The sequence below is a fragment of the Butyrivibrio sp. FCS014 genome (assembly GCF_000526935.1).
Lineage (GTDB): Bacteria > Bacillota > Clostridia > Lachnospirales > Lachnospiraceae > Butyrivibrio.
In genome coordinates, this window is the sequence record NZ_JAHA01000019.1 from 1,007,256 (window position 1) to 1,021,612 (window position 14,357).

At 44.5% G+C, this 14,357-nt stretch carries 11 protein-coding genes; all 11 read right to left on the minus strand.

Going from position 1 to position 14,357, the window contains the following annotated elements:
* Positions 1–13 precede the first annotated feature (13 nt).
* Positions 14–1,027 carry a glycosyltransferase family 8 protein gene (locus T456_RS0117215; RefSeq protein ID WP_024867247.1) on the minus strand — a complete coding sequence of 338 codons (1,014 nt, stop codon included), beginning with the start codon at positions 1,025–1,027 and terminating at the stop codon, positions 14–16.
* A gap of 14 nt (positions 1,028–1,041) precedes the next feature.
* Positions 1,042–3,252, minus strand: coding sequence for a glycosyltransferase (locus T456_RS21675; RefSeq protein ID WP_081749141.1), 2,211 nt, complete (start codon positions 3,250–3,252; stop codon positions 1,042–1,044).
* A gap of 207 nt (positions 3,253–3,459) precedes the next feature.
* The gene (locus T456_RS0117230) at positions 3,460–4,818 is read right to left on the minus strand and encodes a sugar transferase (protein WP_024867248.1); all 1,359 of its coding nucleotides are present in this window, start codon (positions 4,816–4,818) and stop codon (positions 3,460–3,462) included.
* Between the two features lie 180 nt (positions 4,819–4,998).
* The gene (locus tag T456_RS21680; protein WP_024867249.1) at positions 4,999–5,916 is read right to left on the minus strand and encodes a Uma2 family endonuclease; all 918 of its coding nucleotides are present in this window, start codon (positions 5,914–5,916) and stop codon (positions 4,999–5,001) included.
* A gap of 112 nt (positions 5,917–6,028) precedes the next feature.
* Positions 6,029–6,367: a type II toxin-antitoxin system HicB family antitoxin gene (locus T456_RS0117240; protein ID WP_024867250.1), complete on the minus strand. Its 339-nt coding sequence runs from the start codon at positions 6,365–6,367 to the stop codon at positions 6,029–6,031.
* Between the two features lie 211 nt (positions 6,368–6,578).
* Complete coding sequence (locus T456_RS0117245) at positions 6,579–6,851, minus strand: helix-turn-helix domain-containing protein (protein WP_024867251.1); 273 nt, start codon at positions 6,849–6,851, stop codon at positions 6,579–6,581.
* Positions 6,838–7,194 (minus strand): type II toxin-antitoxin system RelE/ParE family toxin, encoded by a 357-nt coding sequence (locus T456_RS0117250; protein WP_024867252.1) that lies wholly within the window; start codon positions 7,192–7,194, stop codon positions 6,838–6,840. The genes T456_RS0117245 and T456_RS0117250 overlap by 14 nt, the downstream gene beginning before the upstream one ends.
* Before the next feature lie 669 nt (positions 7,195–7,863).
* Positions 7,864–8,448, minus strand: coding sequence for a zinc-ribbon domain-containing protein (locus T456_RS0117255; RefSeq protein WP_024867253.1), 585 nt, complete (start codon positions 8,446–8,448; stop codon positions 7,864–7,866).
* 170 nt (positions 8,449–8,618) lie between these two features.
* On the minus strand, positions 8,619–10,601 hold the full coding sequence (locus tag T456_RS0117260; protein ID WP_024867254.1) for a glycoside hydrolase family 31 protein: 1,983 nt from the start codon (positions 10,599–10,601) through the stop codon (positions 8,619–8,621).
* Positions 10,602–10,657: 56 nt separating this feature from the next.
* Positions 10,658–12,853: a glycoside hydrolase family 127 protein gene (locus T456_RS0117265; RefSeq protein WP_024867255.1), complete on the minus strand. Its 2,196-nt coding sequence runs from the start codon at positions 12,851–12,853 to the stop codon at positions 10,658–10,660.
* 106 nt (positions 12,854–12,959) lie between these two features.
* On the minus strand, positions 12,960–14,273 hold the full coding sequence (locus tag T456_RS0117270) for an ABC transporter substrate-binding protein (RefSeq protein ID WP_024867256.1): 1,314 nt from the start codon (positions 14,271–14,273) through the stop codon (positions 12,960–12,962).
* Between the last annotated feature and the right edge of the window lie 84 nt (positions 14,274–14,357).

Consider the following 14,357-nt stretch of genomic DNA (forward strand, 5'->3'; position numbering starts at 1 on the left):
TCACCCTTGATAATCATTTTTTTCCATGCTGCCTTATTATTTCGTACATCTCCTTTATCCTGGGATGTCTCATGTGATAGTGCCTTCTGATATCCAGAATTTCTTCAACAGCTAAGTACACATCAAAAGGCGTATTTTCAAAAAACCACTTCCTTATCTGTTTTCTCTTATCTATTTTGTCGTCACTCAAAGAAATATTAAGTCCCGTTGCCTGCAGTTTTTCCTGAAAATATGCAGCATATGGGTGATCGCAATGCTTTGACATTGGTTTGTTATACAAAAATTCTGTAAAGTGTATAATTATTGGATTACTGATAGCTGCGTCAATATCTTCCTGTTTATAGTAATTGATAATCCTATATCTTCTTTGAATTTTTGTTGATGACTTAAACGCAAATACTTCCGCCAATACATTGAAACGTGGATCAATTATCTTTATTCTGCCTGAGCAAATCTCATTTATTATTCCCTGATCATAATTAAAATTCTTAGATGTATCTTCAAGTCTCTCTAGTGCAGTTTTCTCAAAATTTGTTTTTCTCCACATTCTGAGGTTACATAACAATACTCCTCCATTTATATACCGGTCTTCTTCTCCCATAAGAGCAGCATCTTTATGATAATAAGGCAGACACTCAATTACTCCCCCTACCAGATTGTTACCCAGATTCATTTCGATCAACGGTCTGATACTGCCAAGGACTATAGTATCCGGATCCAGAAAAAGCACCTTATCCTCGTCCGGAAACATGGATGCAAAAAGGAATTTTGCATACGTAGTCTTACTGCCGGTGCCCTTATAAGACGGTAATTTTTTATATACATCCGGCATTTGAAATGGTATAAGCTTTATATCAGAGCCATATTTTTTCCCAAGTTCCGAAAGCTTATTACATTTATCCTGATCAACATTCTGAAATACATAATTGATGTGAATGTCTTCATTGCTATTGGTTTCAAGCAGCGTTTCTATAGATACATACACATAAGGATAATAGTTTTGATCACTGGCATATACGACTTCCAATATAAGCTAGCCTCCTAATATATATCTTCGTAAAAAGACTGGAGCTTTTGGGCACTATTCGTAATATCAAACTCAGCATAAATATGATTATTTCCAGAATGAATACGATTACATCCATTAATTCTATCAGCCCAGCCGGCTGGGCCTTCGCCGAGACTAACAAAAGAAACCAGCCCTACGCCCATATCTACAGATTTTGGAATAACATCCGAAACAATACACGATAATCCAACTGCTTCAGCTTCAATAACACTCATCCCAAAGCCTTCCCATAGGGAAGGAAAAACAAAACAATCCATTGCCTGGTAGTAATCCTGTGGACTATCTGTATTTCCTGTAAAGATGGTATCTTGTAATACACCCAATTCGCCGGCGTAATTCTTTACGTCAGACATGAGTTTTCCATCTCCTACCAGCAGTAGCTTAGAATCGGGATTCAACTTTTTAAATTCCTTAAAGCACTCCAAAAGAAAGAAATGATTCTTGGCTTCTATCATTCTTCCGACATGCCCCACAACAAAAGAGTCCGTTAAGCCATATTCCGTTCTTACCTTTTTTCTGACGCGCTCGTCATATTTAAACTTATCAAAATCAATTGAATTTGGAATGATTCTAAACTTATCGGACTTAGTAGCCTTTTTTCCAAAGAGCCACTCGCCAGCTTCCAGCGAGCACGCAAACATATAATCTGCCTGAAATCTTATTGGCAACTGCATGAAATCCTTAATATGAGAAACAGCCTTTTTCCCATTAGAGGTACTGTGACTGTGAGCAATTGTTTTTAATCCGTGATTCTTGGCAATTGGAAGATACACAGAGGCATAGCTTCGTGAATGAGTATGGAGAATTTTATATTCAGGGTGCTCATCAAAAAAGGAATTCCATGCTTTTTTTATTTCAAAATAATTTACCCCTCTAAACGTGGGCAAAACAAAAATCTTACCTCCCAGACTTTCTATTTCACTACGATAATCATCGCGATCCGTGTGATCAATAATAAAATCAAACTGGACTTTCTCCCTGTCTATGTTCCTGTATATATTCATCACCATCGACTGAGACCCACCCATTTCAAGGCTTGCTATCATATGAAGAACGCGAATAGGATCTTTGACAGTATCTTTTTTATCAAAATCTAATTTCTCAATCTCATTCATATATGCAGCTATAACATCATTTCTGTTAAATTCGCGAACCACCTTTTCTCGGGCTTTAATCCCCATTTCTCTTTTATCATCAAAAGAGCTGCTTATAAAACCATCTACACACTTGATAAGTTCCGCTATATTCCTCGACTTTACCACATATCCACTTATACCATCGGACACAGTGTCTCGGCATCCTGTCGTATCAGTAGTAATAACAGGTCTTCCGCTCGCGGACGCCTCCAAGCATACATTAGAAATACCTTCCGGGTAATAGGAAGGATGTATTAAGCAATGTGCAAGCTTTAATATCTCACCAATATCATCAACTTGCCCATGATATTTAACAATGCCCTGTTTCTCCAATTGTTTAATGCGTCCTTCATATCCTCCGTCATCAGGCCCTGCAATATGGAAAAAAGCATTCTTATAAGTCTTCTTAATCCTTTTTGCACACTCCAGGTATTCTTCTATCCCCTTTTCTTTTATCAGGCGAGCTGCAAACAAAAAGTGAATACCATTATTCTCTTCAGGATATTCAAGGTATTTCCACTTATCTGTATTAACTCCTGATCCGGGAATAACTCTTTCCCTATCTGCATCGATATGGTGCTGTTTGAAGAACTCCTTCCCCTGTTCATTCTGAAAGAAAACACATAAAGCCTTGCTAATGGCCTTTTTGTACATCTCCACCGTCAGTTTCTGTATTGGTCCAGGTTGATATACTGCTGTACCTAAACCAGATACATTAATAATATATGGTATTTGCATCTTGGCAGCTGCCATTCCACCATAAATACATACTTTCGTTGTAAAAAGAAGAACTATATCCGGTTTCTCAGATGCATATATTCGCTCAATATTGTTGAAAAGTTTGATATCCCTGACTGGGTTCTTTCCCCTACCGTCTACCTCAAGCGGAATAAATCTCGCCCCCGCCTTAGTCATCAGGTCAACCTTAGGACCGTAAGGAAGACATATAACTACTTCTCGCCCCTCATCTATCAGTTTTTGTATGAGCTCAAACCGGAAATTGTACAGAACGAAATCCCGGTTTGCTAAAAGCATTATCTTTTTCATCAGCTGATACCGTCGAAATATTCTTGTCTAAAAAACTGTATAGTATCGCACCATACATTATAATTATAATCTATATATTGTTATTTGTCATAGAAAAAAGCGTAGATTTTGTGCCATCTACGCCTTCTTACAATCTTATTTTATCGTCTCCAATTCCCTTTCTGGATGCCGCACATTCTTTTGCTCCGGATAGGTTGGTCCTTAGCCTTATCCTACCCGTCTGCTTCTCTTGTTCATCAGGTGGACCATCTCCTTCTCAAAACCTTCCGTGCTCTCACCCTTGAACATAACCTTAAGTGTCAGCAGGATAATGCGGATGTCCAAACCCATGCTCTGATTCTCGATGTACAGAAGATCCAGCCTTAGCTTGTCAAACGCTGAGGTGTTGTACTTGCCAAAAATCTGGGCGTAGCCGGTAAGTCCGGCCTTAACTTTCATTCTGTATTTGAACTCCGGAAGCTCCTTGGTGTAGAGCTCAACGTGCTCAACACGCTCGGGTCTCGGTCCCACGAAGGTCATGTCGCCGGCCAGAATATTGAAAACCTGGGGAAGCTCATCCAGCCTGTATTTGCGGATAATATTGCCAACTCTGGTGATTCTGGGATCGCAGTTGATGGTGGGCTGAATGCCCTTCTCTTCTGCATTCACAACCATGCTTCTGAACTTGATTATCTCGAAAACCTCTCCGTCCTTTGTGCATCTCTTTTGCCTGAAAAAGACAGGTCCGCCGTCCTCAATCTTGATTGCAGCCGCGATGATCAGCATTACAGGGGCAAAAAAGACAGTGAAGACAATACCGAAGGCTACGTCGAAGATTCTTTTTGCATTGAGTCTCTTGTGATCCTCGTACACGTAGTCGTACTTCATGAGCGGTGTGTCAAGAAGATGCCTTGTGGAGCACCCCTGAATGATAATGTCTTCAATTCTTGGTGTGAAGTAAAAGATCTTGTGAGCGTCGATACAATGCTGCATGTGGATGCGCCTCTGCTCAACAGACAAGCCGTACATGATAACTGCACAGCACTCGGAAAGCCTCTCCTCAAGCATTACAGGATTGATGGTCTCGTACTCCACATATTTGAAATCAAAAAGGTGATTGTATTTCTTGAGGATTCTCTCTTCGAAGCGCTCAGCTTCGTCCATGGAAACCCAGCTTCCCAGCAGCAAAAGAGTCTTCTGCGGTTCAACACAGGACATGAAAATGCGCTTGGAAAGCGTGATGATCAGGGCAGTTCCCAGCACCTGGAGTACCACAATGCCCAGCCCCGGAATGAAGCTGGTATATCTGTTCCTTATGAGGTTACCTTCAACATAAAGGATGAGATCAGCGATACTAAAAGAGATAGCCTGTGAGATCACCATCTCCGCAATCGAAGAAGACGCAATTCTGAAAGCATTATACAGATTGCATAATCCATTGTAGATAAATACATATATGATTATGGAAAGAATGCCGCCAAGCACATAGTAGGTCTGGAAAGCATTGCGGTTATAATAGGCCAGCCATATAAACGCAAATAATCCGATATTCCAAAGCATGACCAGCGCTTTGGCAGTATGTGTCACTTTTTTGCTCCTCAAAGCAGTGCCCTCACAGAACGCGAATATTCGTGACATTATACAGTCCCTAAACTATTTATCGGTCAATTTCTTTATAAAGTTTAGTCAGGGACTACTTTGAAATTATCCTATTTTATTATACTCTATATATAGTGCTTTGTCATTCAAAAAAGCGCAGATTTAGTGTTATGCAAAATCTATACCAATATCAACCAGCCTGATCTTAAGCTTCCCATCATAGATATACACCGGAACATCATCCTCAAAACCGTATATGTGAGTTTCCATAGGTTGACCTTCTGTAAAGGTCACGATTTTCTCCGTTTCAAGGTCAATGACCCAGTATTCGCGAACACCTGCGTGCATGTACTTATGCATCTTGAGATCATAATCATTGTCCCGGGTGCTGGGAGATGTGACTTCTATTACCCAGTCAGGAGCTCCGATTATACACTTCTTATCCATCCTGTTCTTGTCGCATAGGACAACGATGTCAGGAATCACAACCGTATAGTCGTCTTCGTCCAGGCGAACATTAACTCCCACATTATACAATACGCACTTGCCTTTATTGGATTGTATGAACTCATGAATTACATATCCAAGATTCTGCACAACCATCTGATGATCCATACCGGGAGCTTCATTTACAATAATATGACCATCAATAAGTTCTATATTTCGATCTTCTCCAAACTGTGTAAGAACCTCTTCAGTTACCCTTTCGTCGCCAAATAACGCAAGATTCCCATTGCTAGAGTTTGTATTTACACTGTCATTTCTTTGCTTTGCATACGGAATTGGGGCATTATCCAGATTGTGTTCCTTCCTGTATTCCTTCTCAAACTTTATCTGATCAATCTTCTCGCCCTGATGCTTAAGAATATATGCAAGCAGCTCTTCCTTATAAGCCGTAACTCTGGCCACCATTTCTTCATGTGACAGTGCATTATCAAGGAGTTCCAATGTTGCCATTGTTGGATTCTTAGTTTCTCCTGTCATGATTTTGCTGACAGTACCATAGGGAAGCCCTGCTTTCCTGGCAAGCTCTATGGTTGTGAGTTTCAAAGCTTTTTTTCTTTCTTTAAGCTCTTTAACATCCATAACAAAAGCACCTCCTTCTATCTATATTTTACTTTCAGGAGATGCTATCGTCAATCATTTTTACCCGTACTCGGGTAAATCCGGATATGAATTCATCGTATCGTAAGTGTTATCAGTTCATCACATAAGCTCTTATTGCTTTCTCCACGACAGAGTTAATGGTTCCATTCTCCTCGCAGGCTTTCCTGGCTATCTGTCGATGAAGTTCAGGGCTTATTCTCACATTGAATCTGCCTTTGTAAGTTTTCTCGGGTTCCTTACCAACCTCCTTGCAAAAGGCAAGGTAATCATCAACCGCAGAAATGAACTCTTTTTCTATCTTTTTAGGACTGCTGCTTTCAAAGGTCACAAGATCATTGATGCCCTCTATTTTGCCAATTAGTGACTTGCTTTCTGAATCAAATCTGATATTTGCATAATAACCTTTATACTCCAGGACACTACTATTCATATATCACCATTCCTTTCCAGTACATCTTTAAGGGCTTTTGTAGCCCCACGAGACATTTGGTCTCCCGGATGCGGCTTATGAAGCAATATGATGAAGTCATCGCTTTGTGTCACTAATATTTAGTGACTATCTATATTATACTGTTTTATCGATATGGTTTCAAATGGAGTACATTTAGACAATCCACGATTTAGTGATCTTCGCTTTATTATCAAATCATTTCTATTTTCAATTTTTTGCCAAGCCCCTTCGCAAGTTCCTGAAGAGTCTTTAGCGTTGGCATACATGCTCCCTTTTCTATTCTACTGATATTTGATTGGCGCACTCCTGACTTCTCAGCTAACTCTTTCTGCGTCATCTTCTTTTCTAAGCGAGCATCAAGTAACATGCATTTTATTTGATATTCAAGCTCAGTATCTTCCCATGCTTTTGCAAATACAGGATCTTTCAGTTGTTCTTCCAGCAGTTCGTCAATATCTCCCATTGCTATTTCTCCTTTCAAAATCCAACCTATACTCTTTAGCCTTTTTAATGATATCTTTCGGAGTTCTTTGCGTCTTCTTTACATAACCGTTAGTTACAATAGCTCTGTTTCCTACAACAAAGAAATAAAGACACCTGGCTATGTTATTACCCGATATTGCTCTTAGTTCAAAAACTCCATCTTCAAGATATTTTGAATCCGGCATGCCTAGCTCTGTTCCATATTTTTCCAACAGCTTTATAGCTCTGATCATTTTAGCCCTTAATTCTTTATCTGTAATAGATTTTATGAACTCCCCGGCTGGCTTAGCACCTGATTCTAATTTGTAGAACTCAACAACCATTTATTCCTTTCTGGGAATATTTTAATCCCCCGCATTTTATCCTGTCAATGTAAAGTACGTAATGTGAGTAAGGGTTTAAAACATCAATAATATGCACATTTACATTACATTCCAGGTGATGAATTTATATATTGGAAAGTTATATAGTGAAATGTTTTAGACAATCCACTGACCTGTGACAAACAAAGAATGGGAAGACGCCGCAGGTGATGCAGCATAGAAAGGAGTTTTTTGTTAATCACTACTATATGCACGCTGAAAGGATGCGCTAAAACTCGGCCTTAGCCGAATATGCGCTAAGACATTTATTCACAGGTCAGTGTTTGGAAATATGCCGTCGTATGAGATCGACAGCAGACGCTCCGAATGGAGCAGGCACTGATGATAAACACGAATAAATCTAGGATTTATCGTCATCAGTGATCTGACAAAAGGTACGATATCATCATGAGAGATGCTTGTAAACCACCTTAAGGAAATCTTAAGGAGTTCTTAAACAGTTCTTAAGAATTTGATGTTATTACGTTCAGTATTCCCCGTCCCATATTTGCAATATCGTAAACTCAAGACTGTGCCATTCTTGCGCGGGGATAAAAACGGCCGGGGCGCATCCAAAGCGCTCCGGCCAAATCACCATGTCAATTTAAATCACCATGTTAAATCCACTTATCACTTCAAAAATCCCAGCGAGCCCACAATAGGCGCATCCTTGGCCTTGCCCTGAAGAACCTGAACCATGCAGATGATCTTCACAACCAGAAGGATAAGGAGGCAAACGCCTGAGAAAATCCATCCGATAAAAGGAATCGCAAAGAAGAGGCAAAGAATGATTGTCACAAGATCAATCTTAAGTGCATTCTTGATGTGGAACTTAACGAACGCGGAATCCTTCACATAGATACCGGCGATAATTCCCACAAAACTGGAAAAGAAATACGGAACTGCTGCAAATACCTTGTTCTCTGCAATATCAGCTGCATCAAATTCAGCTGTGTGATCATGGGGATCATACTGAGCATATCCATATCCCTGCTGATATCCGGTCTGTCCGTAAGGAGCCTGAGGGTACGCACCCTGATAATTCTGCTGGGGATAGGGCTGTCCGTTCTGAGCCGGAGCTGCCTGGGGCTGTGCGTCAGCACTTGCATTATTGGCAGGGGCAACGCTCTCGCTGCCGGCCATTGAGCTTCCGCAGTTGTTACAGAAAGTAGCATCATCAGGAACCTGAGTTCCGCAATTAGCGCAAATCTTCATATCTTTTTTCCTCCAACAAACTAATTTTTACCATCCCCATAATTCTACCCTCATAAAGTACCAAATTCAAGCAAATACACTGATTTTTCACGGTTTTTCACGGAATTGTATCGACATATTCCTGCCAACCATCAAACGCTATCAACGCTATCAAAATCTATCAAACCCTATCAGACTCTCTCAAACACGGGAATCCTGCCAAGAGGTGCATCCGCCATGATAATCTGCCCGCCATCATAAACAACTTCGTCATTCACAAAAGCCGCCTTCCACCTGCATCCCGCCGGAAGATACACACTTCTCTTTCTTACACCTGCTTCAAACACGGGAGCAACAAGATACTTATCGCCGAACATGTACTCATCATCGGTCTCCCAGGCCTTCGGATCATCAGGAAACTCATAGAAAAGAGTCCTCATAACCGGCTTTCCGCTCTCATGAGCCTCAGACATCAAGCCGCGTATGTAATCCCGCATGGACTCCCTCAGGAAAATGTGCTCCTTGCATATCTCATAAACCTCGTCTCCGTAGCTCCATATCTCGTTTGGAGCGCCGGACCTGCAGGTGGCGCCGCCTGTGGTACCAAACTGCGGCTGCCTGGGCTCTCTGTCCCCGTGAAGCCTCATGACAGGAAGAAATGTGCCCCACTCAAACCATCTTGCAAACAACTCTCTGAAGGCAGGATCATTCGGGTTTCCACCGTGGAAACCGCCGATATCCGTGGTCCACCAGGGAATTCCGGCCATGCCCATGTTAAGCCCGGCCGAAAGCTGGTTTCTCAAACACTCAAAACTTGAAGCAATATCCCCGGACCACACCAGTGCGCCATACTTCTGGCTTCCGGCCCAGGCACAGCGAAGGAGATTTACGATGTTCTCCTGCCCTGCTTCCTTCTGTCCGTCAAAAAAGCCTTTGGCGTACCCCACAGGATAGTAATTACCCACTTCCAGATCGGTTCCAAGGAAGTATCTGTAATTGTCAAAATCGTAAGCGGTATATTCAGGCTCCGCCTCATCAAGCCAGAACGTCTTTATACCAAGATCGTAATAGTTCTTCTTAACCTTCTCCCAGACGAACCTCCCTGCTGCCGGATTAGTGGCATCATAATGAACTGTGGCCCCCTGGAAATAAAGACCTGTCCTGAATCCCCGCTCTGTCCTTATAAGGTATCCCTTCTCCAGCATCTCATCGAAGTTCTCGCTCTCACGGTCTACAGTAGGCCAGATGGATACCATGAGCTCGCATCCCATGTCTTTTAACTCGTCCACCATTGCCTTGGGATCAGGCCAGTAGGTCTTATCAAACTTCCACTCACCCTGCTTTGGCCAATGGAAAAAATCCGCCACGATCATATCAAGAGGAATTTTCCTCTTATTGTATTCTCTCGCAACTTCCAGAAGCTCCTCCTGGGTCTGGTATCTAAGCTTGCACTGCCAAAATCCCAGGCCGTATTCAGGCATCATCGGTACAGTTCCGGTGACGGAAGCATACGCCTCTACTATATCGCCAGGAGTATCTCCGACAACGAACCAGTAATCCAGATACTTTGTTGCGTAGGCCTCAAAGCTCATGATGTTTTTGCCAAAAAAGGCTCTTCCAACCGCCGGGTTATTCCATAAAAGTCCATATCCAAGGGAAGATACCATGAAGGGTACGCTGGCCTGGGAATTTCTCTGAGCAAGCTCCAGGTCACACCCTTTAAGCTCCAGATTCCTTTGCTGGTACTGGCCCATGCCGTAAATCTTCTCTTTATCATCAACGGACTCAAAGCGCATGGTAAGGTGATAGTCTCCACCAACGTTAGGCTTGAATTCTCGTCCCTCCACCTCGATGGCGCTGCACTTGGGATCTGTGACATCCCTTCTGGTTCGCCAATACTCCTCGAAAACTTTGGTCCCATCTGCCTTATAGATGACGATCTTTCCGCCATCGGAAAGCGTAAGCTTGAGGCCGCCATTCTTCAGCACTGCCCCGCCTTCCGTAATATCTATATCTGCTTTTTCTTTTTGCGATATGGTAAGCGCCCAGTCTGTTTCAGGCATCAGCGCCTGCTTGGTAGCACGGATCCTGACTGCATTCTTCCCCCAGGCTTCGATCCACAGTTCCTCCGCATCATAGTGATATATAAGTCTTTTGCCATCAATTTTCAGCATATATGTTCAACCTTTCTTCACACGCGCAAAACGAAAGCTGCCCCCAAAAAACAGCCTCACTCCTTCTCTCGAAGCCAAACCCTCATCTCATTGGGACCTCTGTTGGCCCAGGCATAGTAAGGAATCATCTTTATCTTTACAGGCTTCTCAGCAGTCGCCTTTCTCTTTCTGTAAAGTCCGCCTGCGCCGCAAGCCGCCTCGCCGCTTGTATTCTGCATTTCATTACATGTTTCTGCGCCGGCGCTCTCCTTTTCCTCACCGTCACTATCTCTGACACCGGCGGTCTCATTGGCCTCGCCGTCACTATCTCTAACTCCCTCAGCCTCTATTACGTTCACGCCGCCAAGAAGTTCCTCATCCCAGCTGCAGGTAAGCTCTGCATCAGAAGGAAGCGAAAGAAGATGCAAATTCTCTCCGTTGTCCACGCCCTCTGCGCAGAACACCTGAGGCCCTCTTGCAACAGCTACTTTATCAACATCCTCGGAAACCAGAGGATTTGCATACCATCTCTGGGGCGTCATATCAAGCTCCAGTTCAATAGAAGTCTCGCCAACGCCGGCCTCCACGTACCAGAAGCCATCCTCAGTCTTCACCCGGCAATCCACATCTGTCACGTGGCCATCAGAACATGCCTTGCCTTCAGCACAGCCATTCGCTTCTGAGCCGCCAGTGCACACCTTCCCGCTGGCCTTCTCGGCCCAGCCCGGGATCCTTATGCCAATCCGCACGGCGCCGGAAGTTTTATTCTCAACACGGACAGTCACCTTTCCGTTCTTTGGATAATCCGCATCAATCTCCACCTTGACTTCGCCATCCCCGTAATCTCTTGTCATGGACGACTTGATGAACAGATTCACAAGGATATCCCTGCCGACCTCAGAATAAACATAATCCTCCACCGAGGAGATAAGCCTTGCAAGGTTAGGCGGACAGCAGGCGCAGCCAAGCCAGTCGGGTCGCACGATCTTCACGTGGCTCTTGGTGGGATCCTTCCTGGATTTTTCAGGCACCACCTCCAGCGGATTCACGTAGAAGAAATGTCTGCCGTCCAGGGCCATTCCCGCAAGCGCAGTATTGTAAAGCGCCCGCTCCATCACATCCGCATACTCGCTCTTTGCCTCGATCCTAAGCATCTGCCTTGCGAAAAAGATAAGTCCGATCGACGCGCAGGTCTCGCAGTACATGGTATCGTTTGGAAGATCATAATCCAGGGTAAAAGACTCTCCGTTAACAGTGGACCCGATGCCACCCGTTATATACATTCTCTTATCAACTATATTTCTCCAGATCCTGCGGCATACCTTGGCCATCTCCTCGTTTCCTGTTGAAGCCGCAACGTCAGCAAGGGCCGTGCACATATACACTAGCCTCACCGCATGTCCCTCCGCGGTATCCTGCTCAAGAAGGGGTGCATGAATCTGGAAATAGGTCAAAGGCGCATGGTACAATCCGCCAATCGCCTCTTTACCCGTATCCTCACGGAACTGCCTTCTGAAGAAATCAGGATCCTGCCCCCTCTGCAAAAGAAAATATTCAGCCAGCTTCATGTAGCGCTCTTCCCCGGTTAAATGGTAGAGCCTCATAAGTCCGATCTCCACTTCCTCGTGGCCGTCCATGCCGTGAATCTTCCCTTCCTCCGGGCCAAAAGAGGCATCGATATGATTCGCAAGTTTAATGGCAATCTCCAGGGCCCTTGAAGTTTTCGCAGCCCCGCCACCTGCGCCCGCGCCGCCGCAGCCTTCCGCAGCCGCATCATCACCGGCGCCCGCGCCGCATGCCGCCGTCGCCTCATGATACGCCACTGCAGCCTCGATGAAGTGCCCGGCGCAGTACAGCTCGTGGCTTTCCCCGAGGCGCTTGTATTTGTGATCCGGCTCCATGATGGTGAAGTAGGTATTAAGGTACCCACTCTTTTCCTGGGCCTCTCCAATTAGCTCCACCACCTCGTCGGTTATCTTCTTAAGTTCTTCATCAGGGTGATTTTTCAAGGTATAGGCTGCTGCCTCAAGCCACTTGTAAACGTCGCTGTCCTGGAACACCCAGCCGTAGTGGTCTCCCTTTGCACGTCCGGCTGCGATCTTGAAATTCTCGATGGCATGGCTCTTTTCACTGGGAATCGAGGCATCGTTCCTCTCCTTCTCTATCTTTATGTCGATGTCATCGTTCAGAACCTTCCACTGATACGGTATCATCCGGGTCCGCACCAGCTCTTTATACCTGTTCCAAAACGCATCATTTACTACGGTTCTCATACCTTTTCTCCCTCTCCTCTTTTTGCTTTCAATTTTACTATATTAAGTACGGGCAGAGATACCTCTCTGCCCGCCATTTATTACCTGTTAATCTGAAGATTCGAACTTAATTTCCCAGAATCCCATCGATGGTTGCCTGTGCCTCCGCTGCTGCATCTGCAGGTGCGCTCTCGCCTGTGATTACCTTGTTAAAGGCAAGGGAGATAGCATCTGAGATGTCGGGCCACTCAGGAAGAGGACCTCTTGCGTTTGCATACTGCATCTCATCTACGAATACCTGGTAAACTGCGTCGCCCTTGAACTGGTTCTCAGCAATTCTTGAATCGGATGAGATGTATCCCATGTGATCCATCATGTAAAGGCATGTGTCGCCGCTGGTTGCGTACTGAAGGAATGCGATAGCTGCTTCTTCGTTGCCGCCTGCGATAACTGCGTAGTTCTCGCCGCCAAGACCTGATGCCTGCTGCTTGTCCTGAGGGATAGGTGCTACGTTCCAGTTAAGGTCGGGCACTTCTTCACGCATTGTAGGAATCTGCCAGGTTCCGTTGATCATCATTGCAAGGTTTCCGGAAATGAACTGGTTCATGGTGTCGCCCTGTGTCCAGTTGATTGCTTCCTTAGGGAATGCTCCGGATTCTACAAGACTCTTTTCAAACTCAAGAGCTTTGATTCCGCCCTCGGAGTTGATCTCGTATGAAGTCTGTCCTGTTGACCATACCCAGGGCAGGAAGTTGAAGGTTCCCTCTTCGTTCTGCAGTGCGCAGTGAGCAAAACCGTAAACATTACCCTTTGTTGTCTTCTTGGCTACGTCAAGGAGCTCGTCCCAGGTTGTGGGAACTTCGCAGCCTGCATCCTTAAGCATATCCTCGTTGTAGAAAAGTACCAGATCGTTGCTTCCGAAAGGAACACCGTAAAGTCTGCCGTCCAGAGTGCAGGAATTTACGGGTCCGGGATAGTAGCTGCTTACATCAAATCTGTCTGTGATGTCCGCAAAGATTCCCATTGCTGCGTATGAAGCGTGGTCGGGATTATCAAGGATTACAAGATCCGGAAGTTCTCCTGCTGAAGCTCCGATGGAGAGCTGCTTCTTGAAATCGGCAAAAGGAACATACTTAGCCTGAACGGTGATCTTGTCCTGCTGATTGTTGAACTCCTGAATGATGTGGTCCAAAGCTTCCTGATGACCAGCGGTCTCCCAATAGTACCAGATTGTCACATCCCCTGAAGCTTCATCTGATGCGGGTATGGGATCTGCTGCAGGTGCCTCGGCCACCTCGGTATTTGCAACTTCTGTGGCAGCTTCTTCTGTTCTTGCTACGCCTTTAACCCCCGATTCGCTGCTTGCTGCAGAGCCGCATCCTGCCATCATTGTAACCGCCATAACAGCGCTTAAAACTGTTGCCAATAGCTTCTTTTTCATGTTTCCCTCCTTATTGTCTGTTACATTATAAGTTTTGCTTACAATGGGATTATCTCCCATAAACAAGGAGTAAAAAACTCAACA